Origin of the sequence: Bacteroides celer (genome assembly GCF_002632415.2) — a bacterium.
GTDB lineage: Bacteria > Bacteroidota > Bacteroidia > Bacteroidales > Bacteroidaceae > Bacteroides.
The window spans coordinates 2,770,278-2,795,332 of sequence record NZ_CP178209.1 but is presented as its reverse complement, the minus strand read 5'-3'; the positions used below and the strand labels follow the sequence as shown (position 1 = coordinate 2,795,332).

14 protein-coding genes are annotated in these 25,055 nt (G+C 44.0%); all 14 read right to left on the bottom strand.

The window, feature by feature from the left end; genetic code table 11:
- Complete coding sequence (locus CJF29_RS11245) at window positions 1-3,321, bottom strand: MGH1-like glycoside hydrolase domain-containing protein (protein WP_099146888.1); 3,321 nt, start codon at window positions 3,319-3,321, stop codon at window positions 1-3.
- A gap of 32 nt (window positions 3,322-3,353) precedes the next feature.
- Window positions 3,354-4,277: a glycoside hydrolase family 43 protein gene (locus CJF29_RS11240; RefSeq protein WP_176553150.1), complete on the bottom strand. Its 924-nt coding sequence runs from the start codon at window positions 4,275-4,277 to the stop codon at window positions 3,354-3,356.
- Between the two features lie 206 nt (window positions 4,278-4,483).
- Window positions 4,484-5,152, bottom strand: coding sequence for a DUF3826 domain-containing protein (locus CJF29_RS11235; RefSeq protein WP_099146887.1), 669 nt, complete (start codon window positions 5,150-5,152; stop codon window positions 4,484-4,486).
- 88 nt (window positions 5,153-5,240) lie between these two features.
- A complete protein-coding gene (locus CJF29_RS11230) occupies window positions 5,241-6,974 on the bottom strand; it encodes a polysaccharide lyase (RefSeq protein WP_099146886.1) in 1,734 nt (577 codons plus the stop codon).
- Window positions 6,975-7,318: 344 nt separating this feature from the next.
- Window positions 7,319-8,248, bottom strand: a complete 930-nt coding sequence (locus CJF29_RS11225) for a DUF6261 family protein (RefSeq protein WP_176553149.1) — start codon at window positions 8,246-8,248, stop codon at window positions 7,319-7,321.
- A gap of 312 nt (window positions 8,249-8,560) precedes the next feature.
- Entirely contained in the window at window positions 8,561-10,813 is a 2,253-nt protein-coding gene (locus CJF29_RS11220; RefSeq protein ID WP_099146893.1) for a RagB/SusD family nutrient uptake outer membrane protein, read from the bottom strand.
- A 17-nt stretch (window positions 10,814-10,830) separates the two neighbouring features.
- Complete coding sequence (locus tag CJF29_RS11215) at window positions 10,831-14,139, bottom strand: SusC/RagA family TonB-linked outer membrane protein (RefSeq protein WP_099146885.1); 3,309 nt, start codon at window positions 14,137-14,139, stop codon at window positions 10,831-10,833.
- A 39-nt stretch (window positions 14,140-14,178) separates the two neighbouring features.
- On the bottom strand, window positions 14,179-15,624 hold the full coding sequence (locus CJF29_RS11210; protein ID WP_099146884.1) for a DUF4992 family lipoprotein: 1,446 nt from the start codon (window positions 15,622-15,624) through the stop codon (window positions 14,179-14,181).
- Window positions 15,625-15,924: 300 nt separating this feature from the next.
- Window positions 15,925-16,815, bottom strand: a complete 891-nt coding sequence (locus tag CJF29_RS11205; protein ID WP_099146883.1) for an Rpn family recombination-promoting nuclease/putative transposase — start codon at window positions 16,813-16,815, stop codon at window positions 15,925-15,927.
- 67 nt (window positions 16,816-16,882) lie between these two features.
- Entirely contained in the window at window positions 16,883-17,776 is an 894-nt protein-coding gene (locus CJF29_RS11200) for a sugar phosphate isomerase/epimerase family protein (protein ID WP_099146882.1), read from the bottom strand.
- A 294-nt stretch (window positions 17,777-18,070) separates the two neighbouring features.
- Window positions 18,071-20,344 (bottom strand): GH92 family glycosyl hydrolase, encoded by a 2,274-nt coding sequence (locus CJF29_RS11195; RefSeq protein WP_099146881.1) that lies wholly within the window; start codon window positions 20,342-20,344, stop codon window positions 18,071-18,073.
- 7 nt (window positions 20,345-20,351) lie between these two features.
- Window positions 20,352-21,320, bottom strand: coding sequence for a 1,4-beta-mannosyl-N-acetylglucosamine phosphorylase (locus CJF29_RS11190; RefSeq protein ID WP_004318517.1), 969 nt, complete (start codon window positions 21,318-21,320; stop codon window positions 20,352-20,354).
- 16 nt (window positions 21,321-21,336) lie between these two features.
- On the bottom strand, window positions 21,337-22,665 hold the full coding sequence (locus tag CJF29_RS11185; RefSeq protein WP_032844745.1) for an MFS transporter: 1,329 nt from the start codon (window positions 22,663-22,665) through the stop codon (window positions 21,337-21,339).
- A 98-nt stretch (window positions 22,666-22,763) separates the two neighbouring features.
- Window positions 22,764-24,947 carry a DUF4838 domain-containing protein gene (locus CJF29_RS11180; RefSeq protein WP_099146880.1) on the bottom strand — a complete coding sequence of 728 codons (2,184 nt, stop codon included), beginning with the start codon at window positions 24,945-24,947 and terminating at the stop codon, window positions 22,764-22,766.
- Window positions 24,948-25,055: the final 108 nt, after the last annotated feature.

Genomic DNA, 25,055 nt, shown 5'->3' with positions numbered 1-25,055 from the left:
TTATTTGAGTACATCCTTGCAAACGATTCTTGTCAATGTATCTGCATAACCGACTTCTTTACCATCCACAAAAATGCGTAAACCTTTTCCACAATGATAACGATCGCCGTTCTTATCCCAAAGAATCGTCAGATTATGACCGTGATATAGCACATTATCCAAGCAGAACCAATCCCATTTGTCGACAGGGATCAACGGATTTACTTCAATTGTATTATCCAGACGCGGACGAAGTCCAATCGGTCCTGTAATCATCAGATCGTTGAAAGTAGAATGATTATAGTAACGGCTGCGCTCCTGATCCCCTTTCAACCAATAACCGGTCACTTCATCCAGATATTCGCCAATGTAAGGACGACCACGATGGTACTGTGACTCCACATACAATTCCATCTGACGGAAATATACACTGTCAGACAATACGGTCTGCGGATAATTATTCATAAAGTTAGCCATTGCTGTCAATGTCTGTGCAGAAGCAAACGGCCAGATAGCTCCGTCCCACTCACACTTACCCACTCCACGTGTACGGAATTCCGGATGACGACGCTCTGCAGTAGTCAATCCGTAAGGAGCAGAGAAACCTTTTTCATCCAGAATCTCTTTCCAGGCAACTTCATATTTCTTTGTCGTATCCGGCAGGTTGAAATACCAGGGAATATATCCGATTGCTTCACGGACATTTGCTGAAGAATCCGTACGCATCGTTTCAAAAAACTGGTGACGGGTATTCCACAACTCATTCTCTACCAGATTTCTCAACGTGTCTGCTCTCATACCATATTTCATAGCCATCCCCTCGTCACCGGAAAGAATTCCCATACATGAAAGTGCTTTGGCATTGCCATACATATAACTATTGATTGTCGGGCGGGCATATTTTTTCTTCCGTCCACCACTGATAGATTCTTCCATTCCATCCTGTACATCCCCCTGCCAGTACAATCCATTCTTCAAACGGTTCGTACGTTCCCAACGTTGATATTCAGTTTCCAGATCTTTTTTCATATCCAGCATAAAATCTTTATCCCCGTCTACCATATAACGGGCCAATACAGCATCCGCATTCCATGAGCTGAACTTATCCATTTTCTTCATCGGACCGCCGTCATTGCCACGATACCATGTATGAATAATCTGATCCAGATATTTCGGGTCACGTAACCAACGGCTCTCATAAATATGATGTCCGATCGCACAAGCGATCAGGTTATATTTATCAGAATAGGAACGCTGAACGAGGAACTCCGTCATACCATATCCTACAGGAGTTTCTTTGATATGCTTACGCAATGACCACCAACGATAATAATACATCTCTTCAAAGTTATGTTGCGGGCATTCAAACAAAGGTATATTTTCCTCCATCCATTCCGAGGCTTTTGCATTAGGAATTGCCTGAACGATGTTCTCATCTTCCATGTGGTTGAAATAGTCTGCATAATGACTGAAATCAGCATACTTTAAAAAAGCAGAAGATGCATCTTTATCCGTAGAAGATGTTTTCACATTGGCAATACCATATTCTGCCAATGAATCTTGTGCACCTGCATTTGGCAGATCATAAGTCTGATCGGCAGGAGTATCTACAGTCGGGAATGTACGAGGTACACCGGTACGGAATACGATCCGTTCAACAGCAGCCACAGGTGTGTAGAACATACGCAGTCCTACTCTTTTACCATCTACATATACTTGAATATTACGATCGGCAGTTGAAAGAACTGCTTCCACGTGATAAACCTTTCCTGCTTCATATTTCATCATATTTGCAAACCGAGAGCCACCTTTCATTCGGAAAATTCCATCATCAGTAAGTTCCATACGGGAACATGCTATTCCGTTCTCATCCAGGAATTCAATCTGAAGGGTACCTTTATCATTTTGCCCGGCTTTCAAATCGAATGATACTTTCAACTCTTTAGAAGCCGGTATTTTTCGTTCCACTTTAGCATAATCAAACGGGTCTTTATCTTGCAGTTTCAGCCATTGACCTTCCAGAGAAACCGGAGCCCAAACCGGAGAATAAATATTCCAGTCAGTCAGTTCTGCAATTGATTTATTGTTTGAGAAATCATCGTCCGCATGTGCTGAAGCATTTATCTCTACCGGAACAGGAATGTGGGAAATCCACATATCTTCCTTATTCACACTGTAAGAAACCCATAAATCACCATCTGCAGGTATTCCATTACCTTCCTGAATACCACGTGGATATTGGGGACCGTATGATTTATAATTTCCTCCATAACGCATTGGAGTGATTTCACCATGCACTAAATTTAATGTCGTATATTCCAACCCATCTTTACTCAAAGAGATAGCTAGCGGCCAACGAAATTCCGATGGATTATATACTGTAGCATACGTTCCGTCACTTAGACGTTGTCCCCAGATTTTTGCATTGCTATTGACAAAGCCTTTTGCACGAAGCACTGGTTCTGCCCAAGTATGTCCGCCATCCTCACTGATAGAAGTAAGTGCATGTTTCCAAAGACTGGCAATACGTCCATCCGGCAATGTATAACAATTGAATGCTTTATATCCTTTCTTCAACGGAATGAGAGGATCTTCACGGTCGGCTTCTTCCACCCACTGCATCATATACAGCGGATTATCGAGAATTTCCTGGCAAGCTTTCACAAACTCACGATCCTTACTTTTCTTAAAATACGGATAATCGGTATTCTTTTCATTAAATCCATGATTATAATAAATGAAATAGATCGGCCCGAAAGAACCGTCTTTCTTTATTTCACGAACTACGCGGCCAATACCATTTCCATCATTGGGGTCATCCTTTTTGTCCAAAGCAACTCCATAATTCCCCATTGTAATCAGTTTGCCGGATTTAGAGACATAGAATCCAACACGTTGGTGCATAATGGCAATCAGATCTTTGGCCTGCACACCCGGACGAGATTCTTTGGTATATCCATCAGGCACTTTATAAGGAGGGAATACAATTTCCGGATTCGTCCAGTGATATCCATCCTTTGAAGTCATCAGAAAAGTCTGTGAAGGCGGTATGTGTTCATCAGAAGGGTCTGCCAGGTACTGATAGAAAAACTGGTCATTCCAATAAGCGAGCATCGGCTGGTGATTATAAGTCCATCCATTGCCGTTCGAAGCATCCGGATGTTCGCGATTGGCACGTACCAATTGAATATTATGCACTCCAACTACCGGAGACAGTTGCCCGTCGTGATAAGCAGGATTTGATAATTCTTTTCCTGTATAATGGATTCTATCTTGTGCAAAGGCTGTAGTAGTCAACCATCCGGCAGCCAGTACAAAAAGAATTTTAGCAGAGTTGTTCATGATTTATTTCTGATTTTAAATTAGTTCCGGATTTATTTCTTTTCTTCCAGCAATGCCTTTACTAGTGATTCCGGAGCTTTGAATATTGTTCCATGTTTATGTCCCACAGGGATGCTTACCTCTTCTGTTACATCTGTAAAGTTCCGGAAATCCTTTGTACGCATAGCACCATATATTTTTTTCTTATACACATCAAAATAGATTAGATAATCATCGTCCAACTTCTCTACAGACGGTCCTTCTACAAAGGATTCAGTAAAAGGCTGGGATGCCGGCGAATAAGGTCCGGTCATAGAATCGGAAAAAGCAATTTTCAGATTACGCTCCGGACGGGTATTATCCTTAAGCACCATGACATAGTCATTCTTCGCCTGTTTCACTATGACAGCATCAATGGTGCTGAATCCCGGGTCGTACAGAAGTTTTGCTTTCGAAACTGTCTTAAAATCTTTTGTAGTGATATAGTATAAACGATGATTGTTATTCTCTTCCTCTATCCCCTTTTCAAAACGCCCGGGGACACAAGAGGCCCATACGACCATAAACTGTTCACTCTCGTCGTCATAGAATATCTCCGGAGCCCATACATTAATGGTAGTCGGTTCGTCTGCCATTACAGGAATCATCTGTTGCTCCGACCAATGAATCAGGTCTTTGGAATGTGCGTAACCAAACCCCAAATCGCCTTTCCAACTTGTAGTCCAGACCAAATGGTAAGTTCCATCCGGAGTGCGCACCATTGAAGGGTCCCGCATTAGTTGATGCTGCCCCAATTCCGGTTTCAACCAGATTCCCGGAATACTATCCCAATGCATTCCATCCTCACTATATAAATATCTCAATCCCTCATCAGCCGGTTCATGAAACGAAGTGAACATATAGTAGTCTTTGTTCCCCCCACAAGAAGCCAGAAACAGAAGACTTATTGCGGCTAATGTATTTCTTAACTTTTTCATTTGTATATTCTATATTTGTATCTTTTATACAAAGGAGACGATAGAAAGTGACATTTGTACTCAAATAGATTAGAAGAATCATTAGATTCAAAACTTATATACGATAAAAGGGCGACTCTCCGAGCCACCCTTTCCACCATCAAACAAACTAACCATTTACAATGGGAAAGAATTTCACCTCTTTTTATAGTATCTTATTTTTTTAATTATAAAGATCCTCCACGGGCTTTCACGCGTTTGTACCACTCCTCACGCTCTTTCTTCAGGTCATATCCACGTTTGGCCAGATAGTTGTTGATACGTCCCTTGTATTTTCCGAAAGCCGCGTGTTTCTTATCCGAATTTTCCGCATCCATGGCAAATTCGCGGGCTTCTATCAGCCACGCGTAGATTTGGACCTTCTCTTCCTCCTTCAAGGTCGGAATCATGTCGAGGTGCGAATCGTATGTCACTTTCACCACTCCGTAGGTCATGCCGTCCTTTACCGCTTCCACCTGTTTTTCGTCCAGAAAGAGGGACAGAGAAGCGGGGAAAGCGAAATGAGAACGGTAGAGAGCCGCGTCCTTCTCGTTTTCGGCAGCCTTCAGGGCTTCGGCCTTTGCGTCGCCTGTCAGGTTCGAGTCTTTGGCCGCCTTGACTTTCGCGTCACGCACCGCATAAATGTCGTTCAACTCGAAATAGCGGTTGGCGATGACGTTGCGGACATCTTCAGCAACATTCGCATCGGAAAGCCCGAGCTTGTCGACTATCTTTTGTGAACGGTTGACGATGGACTCCACGTATTTTGGGTCACGGTTTTCCTTGTTCAAGTCGACTACCCCAGCAGACAGGAAACCGGGAAGGATGAACAGGAAAATGAATAATAGCTGTTTCATTCTATAATTTTTTTTGAAGATTGTTTTTATGTCGGCATCCGAAAACGAGATGCCGAAAGGAGATTCGAATCCGGCATCTTGCCGACGGTTACATTAATTTTCCTTTTTCAGCCAACGTGTCGTAGTTATTCTTCAAATCGCGCCAGTCCACTTTGTGCCTGGTACTGATGCCATTGATGTACTTCTCGATGTTAGTATATCCGTCGCCCGTGCAATCTTTGTTGGCATCGCTCGGGTCGTTCGGGTTCAGTCCGTTAGCTTTTTCCCATTCGTCCGGCATGCCGTCACCGTCCGTATCCACGTAAGGAGTCCCCTTATATTCGGGATAGCCGCCCATCTGGCGAACGTCGGTGATGATACCTTGCTTATAAGAATCTTTTGGCAAGCGACGATATTTGAACTGTCCGTCTTCGCCCATCGACTTTGGAGATAGGCCGGTGAGGTCGCCGTAAGCGTCTTTCGGAAGTTTCTTTTCATAATAAGGAATGCCTGTGCGCACTTCGTCGACGATGCGTTGGTCTACGAGGTCGCGGCAAGGGATGTCGGCACCCACGTGCTTCAACACGTAGTCGTAGGCATCACCGGCTCCCATAATGTTGATGTATGGCATTTCAAAGGGACGGTAGCTGCGCATGTTCTCGGTGAACCCGTCGGTGTTGGGTTCGGACTCGATTTGTATGCCGCCGTTCCAGTTGTCCTTCGTGATTTCGGGAAAGCCTTCCATGATGTTTCCGTCGGCATAGACACGTCCGTAAACGTGGTGGTCGAGTTTGCTGCGTCCGGATTCGGGCTTGAGGATGCGGTGTCCCACGTTGGAGTCTTTCGGGGTGGCGGGTCCCGGCTTGTAATAGTTGTTGATCATGTTGAACATGGCGGTGTAGTCGCCCCCGTCAGAGGAGCGGTGCACCCAGTTGAAGACGACGTTGTTGACGAAATTGAAGATCCCGTTCCATCCGATGGAAGGGTTACGCCCGGAGTTGCTTGCCCAAAGGCTGCGGATGAAGGCGCAGTTTTCACCTCCCAAGGTGCTGCCGAAAGCGTGGTTGTAGGTGTCGAGCGCCTTGGCGGAGATGGTGTTTTGGATGGTGACGTTGACAGTGGGGAGCTTCAAGTCCGTGCTTTTATATTGCCCTTCGCTGGGGTCGTACATGTGGCGGTAGAAAGAGATGTTCTCGTCCAGTCCCCAGGTGCAGGAGCAGTGGTCTATCATGATATTGCCCACGGGGTTCCCTCCGAAGGAGTCGTCGCGATGGGACACCAGTGTTTCGCCACGGCGGAAACGCATGTGGCGGACGATGACATCGTGCGTGTCTACCCAAAAGGATTCTCCGGCGATGCAGACTCCGTCGCCGGGAGCTGTCTGTCCGGCAATGGTGACGTAAGGGGCACGGACGGTTATCGGTGTTTCCAGACGGATAATGCCCGCCACGTTGAAGACGATGATGCGCGCGCCACCGGTTTCGCAGGCTTCACGGAAGGAACCGGGTCCCTTGTCGTTCAAGTTGGTCACGGTAATCACTTTGCCGCCACGGCCACCGAAGGTGTACATTCCACCGCCTTCCGCTCCGGGGAACGATGGGATGTCGGCTTGCGGCAAATCATACGGGCGGGAAGCCCATGGGATGTAAGGGCGACCCTCTTTCGCCTCTTTTTCTACTATCTGCAACGCTTTTTCCCAAGCTTCTTTTTCCCGTTGCTTATCTTGCTTGGCTTCGTAACTTTTCTTGGCTTCTTCCGTGATTTGCGGGTATTGCGCCCATGCAACGGTCGGAATCAACATGGTTGCAGCGAACGCTGCCAAAAATACTTGTCTTTTTTTCATCTTTAATCTGTTTTTCTGATATGGTAAGTTCAAAAACACATGAATAGGACGAAATTTAGGATGCTTTGTAATCAAATAAAGCGGATTATTTTCTAAAAAGAGTCTTTTTCTACCAGCCGTTTCTCTCGAAACCAGCATCCTCCGGAGATTTTCAAAATCCGCCACGCTACTAGGGTAAGTTTTATTGCTCAAATAGCTTAGCGTAAAAAAAAAGGGAGTTTTATACTCCCCCTTCCTTTGGCTTCCGCTTCCTTTTGGCTTCCGCTTCCATTAGCTTTCACCTCCCTTGGCTTCCACCTCCTTTGGCTTTCGTTTCCTTTGGCTTTCGTTTCCTTTGGCTGCCGTCATGCCGCCGGATCGGGAGCTTCACCGCTACCGCTTCCGCCACCCGGATTGGGGTTGGGAGCTTCACCTCCGCCGGTGTTTCCCGAACCGTTGACCTCGGCTTTCTGTCCCAGCACTTGACGCTTGTAGCGGACAATCAGTGCATTCATCAAGTCGACGAACGCCACATAATTCGTGTCCCCTTCAATCAGCGCATAAGCGTTTACGTACTTGATGAGCAACCGATAAGCCTCATCCACTGCGACGCGGGCGGCTTTCATGGCTCCCACCTGGCGGGTGGAACTTTCAGCATTACGGGCGGACATGGCGGTGCGCACTTTCTCGTTGGCGGTTTTCAAGGCAGATACAAGGCTGTTGAGTGACAGAGCCTTGACCTCGGTGCTGTATTTGCCTTCCAAATCGCCGATCAGATTTATCAACAATCCGGTTTCCTTGTCAAGTTGCATGGAGGTGTCTATCTTATAGTCTTTAAGCAGTTGCGACAGCACCTTGTAGGCTTGTTGCATGGTGGCATCGGGAATGTTGGCAAAGGCTTTCACCGTGTTTTTCAATCCGAGGTAGAAAGCATCACGCTGCGTGTCCGCCTCGGTGATTTCGTCGGTAAGGAAGCTTTTCTGCGAGATTTTCAGTGCCTGGTCTTCCGCGGCGAGCGCGGTTTTGTAGGCTTGCAGCTGGGCAGATACTTTGTTTTTTACCTTGGTGTCGGCTTCAATGCATCCCACCGTTTCCGTGTGATAGGCGAAATGTGCTCCATGGCTCATTCTGTCTGTACTGATAGAAGAAATTTCAATCATTTCGTTCTTGTTTTTATGAATAATTGCGGGAAAACATTTCCCCGCATTGGTTGTTTCTTTTTTTAAGGGAGAAAACGATGTTTTTGCTTTCGAAATTTTTCCGCGAAACTGGAAACGCGGTTTCCGGTCCCTCAAAAAATTCGCGAGACTGGAAACGTCGCTTTTTTCTTCCCGATTTTCTTTTGATGGAAAATGCGGCGCTTTTTTCTTCAAAAAAAACAAAGGAGGCAGGAAACGCCGCTTCTTGGTCTTTTTTTTATTTTTGAGCCTAAATACCGTGTTTCTTTCTCTTCCGAGAACAAATGTAAACAAAATAATATGTTTCCGACAACTTTTCCCTATTTTTCATGCCGGACAATAAGAAACAAAGCCCGGCTCCTCTTCACAGAGAATGCCGGGCATCCAATTATTAAACTTTAAATTTTAAAAATGAGAGATTTATAAATTTTATTCCGCCAACGGGTCGAACGTTCCGTCGGCTCCGCCTTTCCAATAGTCGCCCCAGCCGATGTTCTGCTCCAGTGATACGTTATTCTGCATGGCGTTCTTCTTGAATCCGAAGATATAGCAATAAATTTTGTAAGTGGGGATGACCGTCTCGTCGTTGGTGTCCGTATTCAGATTCTTGCGTTTGAAGTTCTCTTGATAGAAGTCGGCCAACGCCTTCACACGGGTGTTTGCATAAACAGGGTCTTCGCCCGACTCGTCCACGGTCATGGCTTCGGTGAGGTTCAAGGCTGCCGGACGCTGATTCCAAAGTTCGTCATACTGCGTCTTGATAGTCTTGTCCTCATTATAGACGTTGTTTGCCTTAGCGGCCAGGAAATTTTTCGCATAGACTTCAATGCGGTGGCACATCTGCCCGTTGAGAGGCGCAACGCCTAAATAGGAACACGTGTTTCCTCCGAATCCCACCAGTTTCCAAGAACTCTTCAGCGTTTCCTGTCCCACTCCACCGTCGAACAGCATCCAGCGGCGAACGTCTTCAAAGCGTTTTCCCTCGTAAGCGAGTTCTATCTGGCGTTCGTAGAGAATGGCTTCAAACAGGCGGGCACGGTCATTCGCAATGGTGGGATCCAGTCCGAAGTTCTTCTCGGCCGTGTAACCCACCCGTCCGCGAATCTGCGTCAAGGCCGTGTATGCCTCGTCCAGATGGTTGGCACCGCAAGCGGCTTCCGCATAATTGAGCAGCACTTCCGCAAAACGAATTTCCATATAAGGAGCGGCAGATTGCCTGAATCCGTTGCCTGCCGTCTTCTCGAAGATGTAAAGCGGGCTCGAATTGACTTTCAAATCATCGGTACGCTTGCGGAGATAAATGCCGGAGTTCTTGGTACCCAGACAATCGGCCGCATAGCCCGACTTCGTTTCGCTGATGCGGTCGTCCAGCGTTTCATACCAGCAGTAATTCCACAATTTGTAGCCGCTGCCCGTGGTATATCCGTTGATGCCGTAAGCCAGTTGCCCCTTGGCCCCGAAGTCTGCCAAGTCGCCGCTGCTGAACTGCCATTCCACACCCGGGAAAGCGAACGTTCGATAGAAACGCGGGTCGCGGTTGAGGAAGAACAATTCCGGATTATACGTGTACGTCCCGTTTTGGTCGGTCGGTCGTTTTCCGTCCGCCATCGGGAAAAGGTCCACCATTTCGGCTGTCGGTGTTTTCCCGCCACTGCCGCCTGCATTGGTCGGGCGAATGGCCTGTTCCCATCCGTTCCACTTTTCCGGGTTGAGGTGGTCCACAGGCGAAACGTTATTGTACAGTGTCACCAATACGGCTTCCGACACGCTTCCGTCCGAACCGGTATAGTCGGAAAACATCTTCGCCCATCCAGTAGCGTTCACTCCCGGGTTGCTTTCGTATGCCAACCCGAAATTGCCCGACTTCAGCCGGTTGATGGCTTCCTTGTTGGTCTGATAAGCCGTTTCCCAGCGTGCCACGTCATCCGCGCGGTTGAATACAGGGCTGGCGTAGAGCAATTCCACACGTCCCTTCAAAGCCAGTGCCGCACCGGAAGTGATGCGTCCGAAATTCTTTTCGTTCGAGTCCCAACGGGCGGGCAGGTAGTCCGCAGCCGTCTGCAAGTCTTTGCAGATAAAGTCCACGCAAGCCTTCGTGGTAGAACGCGGCACAACCAGGTGGCGTCCTTCGCTGTCACCGATAATCGGGTTCTGCACCTTGTCTACGATAGGCACGCCACCGTACATCTTTACCATCAGATAATAACGCCACGCACGGAAGAAATAGGCTTGTCCGAGCAACAGGTGCTTCTCGTTTTCGGTCAGGCTTTCGCTGCCCGACACACCTTCTATCACATCGTTACACTCGCGGATACGCACGTAAGGAGAATAGTTGTTGTCGATGTTGAAATAGTCCGTCGTATTCTCATAGTCCAACTCCACGAGGGGGTTCTTCAAGCCGGAAAGACCTCCGTATTCTTCCGTGCAGGTAGAATACTGGTCGCTGCTTCCGGTGCTCGGCATGTCGGTCATCTGGTCGGAACCTCCAGTCGCATTGGGAAGCATACAAGCATACAAATACCCAACACGGTTATCCGCAGACACGTAATTCTCATAAATAGTTGTCCCGTTGAAACTGCCATACAGTTTTTTGTCTTGCAGAAACTCGTCGCTGCATCCGGTCGCCAGCCCTGCTGTGACCGCTATAAGTGCGACAGAAATATATTTATTCATCTTTTTCATCATTACTATCGGTTTTATTAGAATGAAACATTGACACCCAGCGTGAACTTACGCAGATTGGGATAATACCCGTAGCTTCCAGCCCATGATGCCCACGCGTGTTCGGGATAAGGGTTGAGGAACTGAAGTGCATTCTGGCACGTGAGATTGAGGCGTGCACTGCTGATTCCTATCAGACGCAACCACTCTTTGGGCAAATCGTAAGCCACTGTCACGTTGCGAAGATCCATCGTGGCGGCACTCACTTTCCAGAAAGTGGAAGGAGCACCATTCACACCACTATAGCGGATATTAGGATATTTGGCATTGCGGTTCTGCGCCACAGTCACCACATTGTTGGCATCGTAGATGTCTTGATACACAAACATGTCTTTCCACATGGCGGACACGTTGCTATATTCGGAGTAGCTCTCCTTCGTCATTGAGGAAGAAACCAAGGCGTATGCTCCCCAGCTGGCGGTGAACTGTGCGCTGATGGAGAAATCTTTCCAAGAGAATCCTAAGTTCATCGTAGCTCCGTAAGGGTTGCTCGAACGGTGGGAAATTTCGATATAATCCTGGGCATCCACCACTCCGTCCGCAGGTCCGAATGTACCAGTCGACTCGTCATACTGTCCGCGCACGTTTTTATAAATCAGCATACCCGGATGTACATTTTCAATCGTATTATTCAGATACTTCGTGATGTGATATTTGTCGAAGTATTCCTGAATCTCCTGATAACTGCGGAACATGCCCAGACATTCATATCCCCAGAGTCCCCTGTCGGCACGCTCGTCCTTCACCAGCTTGTCAAAGTCGTAAGCGGCTTTCCAACCGGTTTCCCGGATCTTGTTGTCGCTATAGCCCGTAGAAAGTTTCACCCAATAAGACATATCCTTTCCAATCTTGTCCTTCCAGCCCAGCGAAAGTTCCACGCCATACGTGTCGATTTCACCGAAATTCTCGGGGGCAGGTTGTATTCCCACCGTATTGGGATAATAAGAAGTGCCCTGATGAGAAGCGAACATCTCACGTCCCATGTCATAATAGAAATCCAGGTTTGCGCTCAAACGGCTCTTCAGGAAAGACATGTCGATACCGAAATTCGTCTTATACGTCTTGTCCCAATGCACGTCAGGGTTCACGCCCTGTTTCGGCATACGGATGGTAGAACTGGTGTCCGTGCTCGAACTGGTGCCGAAAATCGGTCCCTTATCTGCGTTGCGTCCGTAAAGCTGTGTCCAAAGCCAAGCCTTCACGTTGTCCTTACCCAAGATACCGAACGATCCGCGTATCTTCAGGAAGTCTATTTTCGTTTTTTCCTTATCAAACCAACTTTCGTCCGAAATCACCCAACCGGCAGACCAAGACGGGAACAATCCCCAATAATTCGAGGGTGCGAACTTGGCGGAAGCATCCGAACGGAGCATGAACTCAAACAAATACTTGTCATCATACGAGTAATTCAAACGTCCCACGTAAGAAAGCATCCCCGATTCGGTACGCCCGAAAGTCGTCGTCTGCGCAAAACCGTCAGCATTCGTATCTACAGAATTGGACTGCCCGTCCGTAAACGGCAACGGGTCTGTAAGGCTACCCGCCAAATCTTCCATCTCCGACTCCGCCCTCTCGATGGAAAACAGGCCGCTCACGTAATGCTTGCCGAACTGGCGGGCATAACTCACCGTCAAGTTCATCTGATAGCTGTCCGCACGGTTCATGCTACGAGACAGCGTATTACCATTGTTCAACTCATAAAGCCCCAACGTAGTGGCATCATATACCACGTCATCCCCCGTATAAAGGTGACCGCCACTTCCACCGCGTGTCATGAGCCGGTATACATCCATCTTAGTACCGATGCTGTTCGTTTTTCCCGTACTGATGTTTTTTGAATAGGAAGCTTTAATCTTCAATCCCCGCAAGTACTTGCTCCATCCAAAATCATATTCCAAAGCAGCATTCATCGAGAAATTTTGGTTCTGGGTTTCTACATTGTCCGAAGCATTCTGCACTGCTGCGAAATTATACTTCTGCTGGTCACTCGGATTGGTGATGTTCTCCATCCCCGAATGGAAAATATAGTAACCATTCACCTCGTCAGGCACATAAGGCACATGCGTCATCAACGATTCAAAATCACCGTCGGAGCCACCGCCCTTCACGTTCTTGGGCTTATTCGTCTCACCGTAATTCCCGGAGACCTGCAAAGAAGCCTTCATCCATTTAGAGATATTGGCGTTCACCCCTGCACGGTAATTCCAGCGGTTATAATCCAGACGACCGATATTACCCTCTTGCTGATAATAAGAAACACCACCAAAATAAGTGGCTTTCTCCGTACCGCCACTGATATTCACGCCATGACGCTGCGTCAATGCCGCACTCCATTCCTTATCCAACAAATTATAATTGATGTTCTTCATCGCCTCCAACTCATCCGCCTGGAAAAGTTGCAACCGCAAGTCGTCCGACTCCTGGTCCTTCGTCGACGTATTAGCTGCGCGGGCAGCATTGTAAATGCGCCCATAATCATAGGCATTCAGCATCTCTGGCAATTTCAGAGCATCCGTATAGCCGAACTGTCCCGAATAGGAAATCTTAGGCGTGCCCGCCTTGCCTTGCTTCGTCTTCACCAACACTACACCGTAAGCGGCACGCGCTCCATAAACAGCAGCTGCTGCATCTTTCAGGACAGTCACGCTCTCCACCTCATTTACATCCAAATTATTGAAAGCACTCTCACCTGAGATAAAGCCGTCAATGACATACAACGGTTTAGGACTGGCATCGCCACCCAAATCACCACTCGGAGTCAGCCCCGTGTTAACATCACTCTGGCGAATCTGCAGGCTAGGCGTACTTCCCGGTCGTCCCCCGCTCGCGGAAACATGCAGGCCGTTGAACTTACCAATCAGCGCATCTCCCAGACTACCTACCGACATATCCTTCAACTCTTCCGACGAAATAGTTTCAATGGCACCCGTAGCATTACGCAATTTCTGCGAACCATAGTCTCCCAACACCACAACCTCGTCCAGTTTCAACTGGTCTTCCGCCAGTATAATCTTCGGATTATTGAGATTGGAAATAACCTGCGAAGTATATCCGATAAACGAAACCTTCAGCTTGCTCTTCGGAGCAACCTTTATACTGAACTTTCCATCGATGTTTGTAATCGTACCGTTCGTTCCATTCACCACTTGAATGGAAGCCCCTATGACGGGATCGCCACTGGCGTCTACGACAACTCCCGTGACCGTTTGATTCTGTGCGTGCAACGGCAAAGCAAACAGCAGCAGTACGCCCATGCACAAACCGAGAAATATATTTTTCTTACTCATTTTTCTTTTTTATTTCATATTGTCACATTTTCTCTATCATCACTCTTCAACAATCGGAAGCCAACGAGGATCGCCCGTTCTCTTCTCAAGTTGCTCCGTTCCGTTCACGGTAAAGTTACCATTGGCGGCATCCGTGAAAGCCGGATCTGTTCCCAATGCGTTCGTGTCATACTTGTCATTGCTGCGAACGCCATTATACCAATAAGTGTTATACTCAAATTCTCTACCCATATTGGCATTCCCCATAATCTTGTTCGTCATGTCTCCCCTTCCGCAATCAACAAAAATATTCTTGAAGAATTTAAGCGTAACGACAGACTGTCCTCTATAACTGTTCCAGTTGGTAAAGTCCTTACTGTAAGCAATGTTATGTAACGTGCAACTTTCGAAAGCGAACGTAGCGGTAGAATATCCCGTAATCTTATTCGGCCTGTTTCCGTTCACCTGCGCAAAATAACTGCCATTTTGTACCGTACTATACATCGTGCTTTCTTTAAATGTCATATTGATATAGCTGCCCGATTTAAAAAGTACCAATGTGTTCGACTGATTGAATCTGACGTAACAGCCTTTTACGGTCAAGTTTTCCACACAATACTTTTTACTGGAATCATAAAACAAATGCCGGTTGACATCATAGATATTGCAGTTTTGCAAAACAATAGGTTCTTTGATTACATATTCACCGGACGCTACTTTCAATGCCTCGTTAGGAGTCGTACTCAACGCTATCAGTGAAGATGAGGAATTATCCTTATCTTGTGCACCGCAAAAGATGTTCATAAACTTTAATTTCAAGCCATTCTGTGTCTCAAATCTTCCAGATTCGCCCAAAGTCACTTTGGCACGGTTTACCTTACTACCACGAAGAGTGACCTTACGCGCTCCCAAATCGACAGGAGCAGAAACCGTATATTCTCCTCCGGGTTCAAGTTCATAAGCCAGTTCCTTCAACGTGCCGTCCTCATTCGGAGTTTCATCCGTCTCCGGAAGAGGATTCTCCGCAAACCACGTTGCCAAGTCCGCCCCGTTAGGAATGGACTTATAAGTTTCGACAAGAGTGGAATAATTAATTTCACAGGCACTTTCCGCATCCTTGTTATTAAAATTCTTGCTACCAATCGTTCTTATCAGGAATTTGTAATTGGTATCTTCCAAAACGTTCAGTTGAATACGGCATCCATCTACAAACTCATTTTCTACTATAGGTAGCGGATTGTTCGGATCATCTACGTTATACCAGGAAAATTCATAACCTTCTGCCCCATGAACCACCGCCCACTCAACTGTGACGACCTCCCCGGCAGCATCAATAGAAACATCCACATCTTCCAATGTGGGAGATTTCAATGTCGAATTCTTCACATCTGATTCAAAGATTTCGTTGTCGTGGTATCCTATGGTACAGCCATTGAACCAGAATAGCGACATGACAAGCAGCAGCCTGCTTGTCCCCCTTCGCAAAAAACTGCAATTCTTTTTCATACATTAAATTTAAATTAAACAATAGATTTTAATCAATCTAAAAATTAGTATCTTTTAGATTGATATATCTAAGACGAATGAATAAATATCATGTAATCACTTAAAAGATAAAAAAAAAGAATTATCTTTTTTTTTAATTTTCCGAATCCGCTCATCATTATTCCATGAAGCTCTATATCCAAGACTAAAAGAAGGTGTACACATTGACAAAGTGCCTCCCAAAAGTCAGACAAGAAAGTTTTGGGAGGCACTTTACCTTTTCTTCAATATTTTACAGAAAATCAGTTCTATTCTATGTCATTACTCGTTCAAATCCTTTTCAGAAATTCCCGTATATCTAAAGACTACATCCATCGGCATACCATCCGACATCATTTGCCGGGCAATTTTAATCTGCTCTTTCCGTTTGCCCTCTTCACGTCCTTCTTCACGTCCTTCTTCACGTCCTTCAGCGCGTCCTTCAGCGCGTTCCGTGAATATATTATCGCGAAGAATAACAATATTATCCAAATGACGGTAATATGCATCCAGTTCTGCCTTATTCATTCGATCCAATTTTAAGCGGGAACGTGCTTCGTCCAGTCCCGGAGCCGTAGCGGAATCCGGTATGTCACCCGTATTCAAATAATAGATCCACTCTTCCAGCGGACTTTTAGCTATCTGATTGAAATCATTTACCTTTAGTATATAATATTCCGGATAGAGCTGGCTTACGGTATCGACCTTAAAAGTTTGTTTTTGGAATGGGGTCAATTCTAATATATCATGCTGATGTATGCCACGAAATTCAGTCTTGCCATGATAGACTATATCCTTACCATTGCCTAAAGAAAAATATACGATATTCACGCTATATATTTTGCGGACTTTATCATACCCTTCTCCTCTATTGATATACTCCGTCACCAACTTTGAAGTTCCAAATAACATTCGCTGGAAGTAGGCATATTCATTATTATTCTGAACTTCAATGAGAATCAACTCACCTTTTGAGTTTTCGGCAAGCATATCCACACGATTGTATTTGTCGAACTCATCCTCTTGATTGCTTTCACTTTCCAAGAGTTTCTGAATGACTATCTTTTCATTCAGAAGAGTGGTCAGAAAACCTTCCAATACAGAAAAATTAGCCTTATTACGTAATAAGCGCTTCATTGCCCAATCAAAACGGATATAGTTACTTGTAGCCATAGAGTTCTCTCCTTTCCTATTTTCTTTTATAGGAACAAAGGTACGCAGAATATTGTTGATATAACCATTACTGAAACACTTTTTTCAAGTATTCAATATTCGTCCCATAATTCTTCCTCACGTTCCGTACGTCATCCTTATCCCGCGAACGCTCCACGACCAGCCATCCGTTCCATCCCATCTTATCGAGCGTCTTTTTCACCTTATTCATGTCCAGACGCTTATTGAAAGGCAAGGTAACTCCGTCCGTATCCGTACAGTGAATCTGGCAAATCCTCTTTTTCCCCAGAATCTTCAACTCCTTGCACAAATCCCTTCCATTCTCCAACGCATTTTGAAATTTAAAATAAATCCGGATTCCGGAAGAACCAATTTCTTTCAGCAGTTTCACCTCCCCTTTTGCATCCAGTTGAGTTTCAATACCAATCACCACTCCTTCGGAAGCTGCCAACTCTCCTACCTCCTTCAAGCGTCTGACAACTTCTGCTCGTAGTGACGGACTCTTTTCCCATCCGGCTTTGATTCCTCCCAAAGGAAGAAAGGCTACTTTGGCATTCATCACTTTCATGGCATGAAGGCAATCCTGAACTAAATCTTTATAGTTAGCCCGCTCCAGAAAAGACTGCCCATAAAAACCGGACATGGCAACCGAAGGAACTTCTAATTGATATTTTTGAGCAGCCTCACGGAATAACTGTTGGAAATGAGGTTCACGCAATTTGTTATCAAACATTTCCCTCTTGCCAAGACCACCCATATCCAATTCTACACCGTCACCATTCAATTCATGTACCAATTGGAATGAACCGATTTTCTGACGTTTCAGAATCATCCAGTCACATACAGCTATTTTATAACGTTGTTCCTTTTGCTGCGATCCGGCAATCGCTAATAGAGGGAAACACTCTGCAAGTATTAATATCCAAAGGATATGTTTGAATAAATTTCTTCTTGTTTTCATCTTATTGCCTACAATTTACATAGTAGACGTATGAAAGAGATTTTTGTAATCACCTATAAAACAGAGAATAACTATAAATGTGGCAGAGTATAGTCTAATGAAAATAAGATAATGACGGTATCCGGGAGAAATAGTGACGCTATTTTAGCCGGATACCGTCACTATCCCGAGCATATAGTGTCGCTATTTTCCGAGAAGTAACAATAAAAGTAAATGTAAAAAAATGGGCTGCCGGACCATAAGAAGTCCGACAGCCCTGTCAACCCAAAAACGATACCTATGAAACACTGTGTGTTATTTCAATTCAAATTTTAAATATTTGCCGTGAACAAGTTCATCATGTGTAATATGATATTTATTAAACTTTTGACCATTCAACAGTACCTTATCAATATATAAAGTTCCTGGTTGAGTGCGATTAGTTTCAATTATTAGCTCTTTCTCTTTATACCATTTCGGATCTAACCGAATCGTTACCTTATTAAAAACCGGAGTCGTCAATGTATATTCGGGTAGTCCGGGACAATCAGGATAAAAACCAATCATATTGAAAATAGCCCAGGAAGACATCGTTCCCGTATCATCGTTTCCTGGAATACCATCAGGTTTGGTAGTAAAATACTTGTCTATTAAACGTTGCGTCTCTTTCTGTGTGCGCCATTCTTCACCTTTAAAGTATGAGAATAAATAGGCATAAGCAATATCCGGTTCATTTGCCGGGTCATAAAGCCCTTCGTCAAAAACCATTTGTAGCTTATCAATAAAAGGTTTCTTCCCACCCATTAGTTTTGCCAAACCATATACATCATGTGGCACATAGAATGTATAATTCCAGGAATTACCTTCATGGAAACCGGGATTCGGTTCAAAGTTCTCTCCTTGTCTCGGATTAAACGGACTGTAAAAAGTTCCATCCGGAAGAATCGGACGGAAAGTTCCAAATTCTTTACTATAATAATGTTTGTATCCCAGAGAACGCTTGTAGAACATCTCTGCATCTTTCTTTTTACCCAAAGCCTCTGCAAAGCGAGATAACGCAAAATCAGCAATATAATATTCCAATGCATGAGATACGGAATTGTCATACTGTTCGCGAAGAGGCACATATCCCTTGGACATATAATCATCATTATCGGGACGCATCAAGTTTTCCGCTCCGGGTAATGTAGCAGATTTGTACATTGCTTCATAAGCCAGATCAACATCAAAATCACGCAAACCTTTCATCCAGGTATCTACAATTACCGGAATACTCGGATCACCTTCCATTGTCAATGTTTCCCTGCCATATAATTCCCATTTAGGCAACCATCCATGTTCGCGATACATATCGAGCATTGTACGTACCATTTCCATCTGACGTTCCGGATAAACCAAAGTCAACAATTGATGAACATTGCGGTAAGTATCCCAAAGAGAAAAGACAGTATAGCGATCTCCTTTTGTTGTCAGAATCTTATCACTTTCCATTGCCGGATATTCTCCGTTTACATCCTGCAAAATATTAGGATGAATCAGCAAATGGTAAAGTGCTGTGTAAAATACAGTTTTTTGAGCATCCGTACCACCTTCTACAGTTATGCGTGACAAGTCATCATTCCATTTGGAGCGTGCTTCAGCATGAATCTGCTCGAAATTCTTTCCAGCCTGTTCACGATCCAGATTCAACCGGGCATTTTCTATACTTACAAAAGAAACTCCCATTTGTACTTCTACTTGTTCACCTTCTTCTGTGTCGAAGGAGAAATAAGTACCGATGTCATCTCCTGCTATTTCTTTTCCGTAGCGAGTATAAAGTTTATACTTTCCCTGATCCGGATCCCATTCAGCCTCAACACCCGTCATCGCACGTTGTTTCTTCCAATACCCTGTTGCAGAAGGGTTCTTTTTAACCCGTAATACAAAGTAAATGGGGAATACAGCTTGAGGATTATAACAAAATGTACCAAGTAGTTTGACTCCTTCCACTTCGCTATCGCTTACACGACGAAGCATAGCGCCACTCTCATTCGTTAATCCCTCCCCCAGATTCAGCAGGATATGGCTTTTTCCTTTCGGGAAAGTAAACCGGGCAATACCGCTACGCGGAGTAGCCGAAACTTCTGTTTTTACATTATATTTAGTCAGATAATTAGAATAATAGCCCGGTGAGGCCTGTTCATCCTTATACTTACTACCATATTCTTTATAATCCACATTCAGTTCTCCGGTAGTAGGCATCAATAATAAAGAACCTAATTCCGGACAACCGACTCCACTCAAATTCACATGAGCATATCCGGTAAAGAAACAATTTGTATATTCATAAGGCGTAGACCACCATCGGGCATCTTTATCGTATGTGTTTTCGGAAGATCCCATCACATTGAAAGGAACCACAGACATCATACCATTTGGACAAATTGCTCCCGGATTGGTCGTTCCGAAATTTGTAGTTCCGATAAAAGGATCCACATAATCTATCAAAAGACTTTTATCCGTATTTTTAAGGGGAGGGCTTCCCCCTTCCCCCGCAGATGCGGAAAGAAGGGAAAAAGCAAGTGTGTAAGTTAATATAATACGTTTCATATCTTTATTAAATGATACTCGTTCGTTTCGTAAAATCGATAATCTCTTTTATATATCCGAAGGCCATACCTACCACAGTATCTGCCGCACCATAATAAACAGCAACACGTTCACCATCTTGCAAAGCAGCACAGGGGAATACTACATTAGGAACGTCACCCTGAAGTTCGTAAGGAGCAGCCGGACCTATCAGATATTCACGTGTACGATAAAGAACTTTTTCCGGATGATCTTTATCCAATATGGCAGCTCCCATAGCGTAACGGAAACCATTACAAGTAGTGATTACACCATGATAGAACAGCAACCAGCCTTCATCTGTAAGGAAAGGAACTGAACCTGCACCAATCTTTGTACACTGCCAAGCGCTTTCCGGGAAAGGAGTCACTTTCATTACACAACGGTGTTCACCCCAATATTTCATATCCGGGCTATAGCTGATGTATATATCGCCAAACGGAGTATGTCCATTATCACTGGGACGACTCAACATCGCATACTTGCCATCGATCTTCTGCGGAAAAAGTACACCATTACGATTGAAAGGCAAGAAAGCATTCTCGCACTGGAAAAACTCCTTAAAGTCAAAAGTATAGGCAATACCAATCGTAGGGCCATGATAACCATTACACCAAGTCACCCAATAGCGGTCTTCAATCCATGTAACACGAGGGTCGTATTTATATTCCGACTCGATCATTTCCGTGTTACCTGCTTTAAACTGAATAGGTTCATGATTGATATCCCAATGAATTCCGTCCTTACTAAAACCTGCAAAGATATTCATCTGTACAGCTTTGTTATCACAACGGAATACGCCTGCAAAACCATCCTCAAAAGGAACAACAGCACTATTGAAAATACTATTAGATGAAGGAATATGATAACGTCCGATAACTGGATTTTGTGAGTAACGCCACATAACGTCCGTACATCCGACAGGACGATCTTCCCAAGGAATTTGAATTTTATTCATAATCGTTGATTTTATATTATTTATTTTTTGAGTCATCATACGTGAAAGGTATAAAATAAGTAATCAGAAAAGCTGGAATAGTTGCAATTAACACATAGATAAAGAAATTACGATATCCTAATAAGTCACTAAGATAACCACTAACCATTCCCGGAAGCATCACTCCCAGATTCATGATTCCTGAAGCAAATGCGTAATGTGACATTTGATGTTTGCCTGGAGCAATCTGTTGCATCATAAACAACGTCAGTCCGACAAAACCAAAGCCATAACCAAAATATTCCATTGTTATACAAGTTCCGATCAGATATACATTAGTAGGCTGTGCAACTGCCAAAAAAGTATAGGCTACAAACGGAAGATTAAAAATACAGCAGAGAGTAAATAGTGTCTTTTTCAATCCGAACTTAGAGACATAAATACCTGCTAACAATGAGCCTAAAACGAAAGCAGCGGAACCAAAGATACCATTTAGCGTGCCGATCTCTGTCAACGACAGTCCTAAGCCGCCTACATCCCTTGAAGCACGTAAAAACAGCGGAGCTATTTTCATGATAAAGCCTTCTGCCAAACGATATAAAATAATAAAACAGATATAGTAGAGAATATGCTTTTTAGTAAAGAAGTTAGCAATGACTGCTACCAGTTCGTGCCCAACTTCTGATGCTGTTTTCTTCGTTGTTGACGGAACCTGTGTAGAAGGTAACATTTTTATATGATAAATACCGATCAGTACCATTATTGCCGCAATTACGCTGAAAATAATCATCCATGCAGATGAATACGCTCCTTTGTTAGCATCTATCGAAGCACCTTCTATTGCTCCGAAGTGCTCTGCCAATGCTCCTGCCATAGCAACTAATCCTCCATTAGCAACCAATTTGGCTACATTATAGAAGGCACCCTGCACTCCGATATATTTTGCCTGATCTTCTTTGTTCAATTCAGCCATATATACACCATCACAAGCAATATCGTGCGTTGCTCCACTAAAAGCAATCACTGCCATCGTAGAGATACTTATGGCGAAAAAGTAATCGAAAAACAAAGAAAAGGCTACTATTCCAAACAATACACCACTCAATAATTCTGTAATCAATACGAAGAATTTTTTCGTCCGATACATTTCAAGAAAAGGACTCCACAAAAATTTCAGTGTCCAAGGCATCATAATCAGAGAAGTCCAGAATGCAATTTGCGTATCCGAAATTCCAAGATCCTTAAACATGAAAACAGAAACCAGATTAATAGCAATAAAGGGAAGTCCCATTGCAAAATAAGCAGTAGGTACCCAGCAAGCCGGGTTAATAGTTTTTCGTTGAGAAGCAGTTTTATTCTGTTGCATAAATCATAGTATATAGATGAAAAAATTCATTTTTCTGACCCATCTATATATAATACAACTAAAAGGGGGAAACTACTAACGTCTCCCCCCTACTTTTTTTATTTTATTATCACTTCGTCTATAAAGAACCACGAAGGATGGCCTACACCATAATGCCAAGTCGGACATTCTTTCGTTCCAGTGACTTCTACTTTTACATAACGAGTTTTTATCGGTTCAGCTGATTCAGCCTTGACTCCACGGAATTTTACCTCACCGGTACGTTCTTCCGGTAAATCAATCGTTTTCCAATGCGTATAATGTTCACCGTCATCAGCGTATGAATAAACCACCTTTAGAGGAAAAAGAATCCAGGCCCCTATTTGATGAAGAAAATCTGTTTCCACACTATGTCTCTTTTTCGCTTCGCCCAAATCTATAACGAATGCACCATCGGTTCCTTCCCAACCAATCCAGCTATCAACAAAGGTTGCTCCACCAAACAAACCGTCAACCAATGCGTTCTTTCCTAATGCCGCATATTTTCCGGTAGGAGGAATTAGATAAGTAACTTTTGCACCCAAAGCTAAACTTCTTTCTTTCTGCGGCATGTAACGTTCGCGATACAATTTGCAATAGTCTACCGGTGAATTGGAACGCTCATTCAATGTAGGAACTTGAAACTCTTTCACGCGTTCCTCAAAAAGGTCTAACTTTTTATTGATATCTACTAAATCTTTTTCTGTCTCTGTTCGTGCAATCTCCAGTTCTGAATACTGAATTGGCAGGCGTGCCCGTTGAACTCGTTTTAAGAAATCTGGTTCTGCTGTAACAGCCTTTTCAGCCAAATCAAATAAATGATTATAACGACGCATCAAAGCAGGCTTTAGCATGCCATATTTATGTGATACGGGTGAATCATATATCCACAACCTCTGTCCACTACCAATTAATGCGCCTTCCATTATCTTTATGTACTGATAAAGATATGGCGCTGCTTCACCATAATATCCATGTAGAAAATGTTGCATCAATGAGTCTACATTAACTTCGGGATTCCACATCAACTTTGACACTAAATAAGCGCGAAGTTCTGCAAAATCTCCTCCCCTGCTCCCTGCAATTTGAGAGAAATGCATGGTGGCATGATTCTTTTTGAAAAGACGGATATTGTCCTGTAAAATATGGAAATTAGGAAATGGAGCCAGATAATTATCAAAGTTAATACCGTAATCCCACACGAAAATATTATTGGTAATCTTAGACCATCCTTCCATGGCTTTCACAAACTCTTTTCCCGAAGCATTCTCCGTCAAAGTTACTTCACGGTCACAGTCAATATCACACAACATAATATTCACATTCGGCAAAGGTTTCACATGTTTCGGAGGATTCATCGTATATAGATAAGCCAATGTGGAAAATTCTTTATCCGGGAAACGGGCAGCCAACTTATTCAGAAAAGTGATGATACTTCCTGATAATGCTCCTTCATAATCATCAATTGCCTTACAAGCATCACACGTACAATTTGTATAATTACCATCATTCTGACTTACAGACATGATATGTTTATCTGGATTTGCTTTGAAAATAGAATCAACACGTTGAGCAACAATCTCGAAAACCTCCGGATTACTCAAACACCACTGACTGGCCTTTCCCGGGTGGCGTTTTCCTTTGAAGTAAGAATAATATTCCGGATGTTCTTTCCCATAAATAGATGAAGGCAGAAGCTTATCAAAAGTATGCACCCAATAACCGGCAGCAAACACTTCATTCGGTTCCTCTAAACGATTCCACCACTTATAAATAGAGTCTGTATGGATAGCATAACATTGTGTCTGACGGTAACGAAAGCCCGGGTTTTCGACTTTATTAATTAAAGGCAAAATCACCGTCTTTTGAGGAGTAAAAGAGTATTCATTCTCTCCCCAATAATCAACTCCCAGATATTGTTCCAACAAAGTGACAACTCCATATACAACTCCTTTTTCTTTTCCTGATATTCTTAAAATACCATCTTGAGTAGAGATAGAGAAACCATCTTCCGTCACTGTTTGCGGAGTTTGACCGCCAATCAGTATATCTCCTTTCCGAGGCGTTTTATCATTTTCAATTGGAAGCTTGCTTTTCGAAATATGATAGAGAAAATGTTGTAAGAGTTGCGCTGATGTCTTAGTATCTGGCATCTTGTCCTGCACAATGATACGAGCATTACTCTTTCCATCTTTTACTAGTGTTACTTGTGCTGAAACGGCACCACACACCACCAGCAAAACAGATAATAACCAATGTTTCATGTTTGTTAGAATTTAAGTTTATACGAGCATTTATTATAATACAGTTCAGGAGAATGAAGTTCTAAAAAATTATGAATACTTTAACATATAAAGAAAAAGGATATGCCA

Bases quoted from the DNA above. Each gene is read 5' to 3' on its own strand.
- CJF29_RS11245 (WP_099146888.1), bottom strand. From the start codon at position 3,321: ATGAACAACTCTGCTAAAATTCTTTTTGTACTGGCTGCCGGATGGTTG.
- CJF29_RS11240 (WP_176553150.1), bottom strand. From the start codon at position 4,277: ATGAAAAAGTTAAGAAATACATTAGCCGCAATAAGTCTTCTGTTTCTG.
- CJF29_RS11235 (WP_099146887.1), bottom strand. From the start codon at position 5,152: ATGAAACAGCTATTATTCATTTTCCTGTTCATCCTTCCCGGTTTCCTG.
- CJF29_RS11230 (WP_099146886.1), bottom strand. From the start codon at position 6,974: ATGAAAAAAAGACAAGTATTTTTGGCAGCGTTCGCTGCAACCATGTTG.
- CJF29_RS11220 (WP_099146893.1), bottom strand. From the start codon at position 10,813: ATGAAAAAGATGAATAAATATATTTCTGTCGCACTTATAGCGGTCACA.
- CJF29_RS11215 (WP_099146885.1), bottom strand. From the start codon at position 14,139: ATGAGTAAGAAAAATATATTTCTCGGTTTGTGCATGGGCGTACTGCTG.
- CJF29_RS11210 (WP_099146884.1), bottom strand. From the start codon at position 15,624: ATGAAAAAGAATTGCAGTTTTTTGCGAAGGGGGACAAGCAGGCTGCTG.
- CJF29_RS11205 (WP_099146883.1), bottom strand. From the start codon at position 16,815: ATGGCTACAAGTAACTATATCCGTTTTGATTGGGCAATGAAGCGCTTA.
- CJF29_RS11200 (WP_099146882.1), bottom strand. From the start codon at position 17,776: ATGAAAACAAGAAGAAATTTATTCAAACATATCCTTTGGATATTAATA.
- CJF29_RS11195 (WP_099146881.1), bottom strand. From the start codon at position 20,344: ATGAAACGTATTATATTAACTTACACACTTGCTTTTTCCCTTCTTTCC.
- CJF29_RS11190 (WP_004318517.1), bottom strand. From the start codon at position 21,320: ATGAATAAAATTCAAATTCCTTGGGAAGATCGTCCTGTCGGATGTACG.
- CJF29_RS11185 (WP_032844745.1), bottom strand. From the start codon at position 22,665: ATGCAACAGAATAAAACTGCTTCTCAACGAAAAACTATTAACCCGGCT.
- CJF29_RS11180 (WP_099146880.1), bottom strand. From the start codon at position 24,947: ATGAAACATTGGTTATTATCTGTTTTGCTGGTGGTGTGTGGTGCCGTT.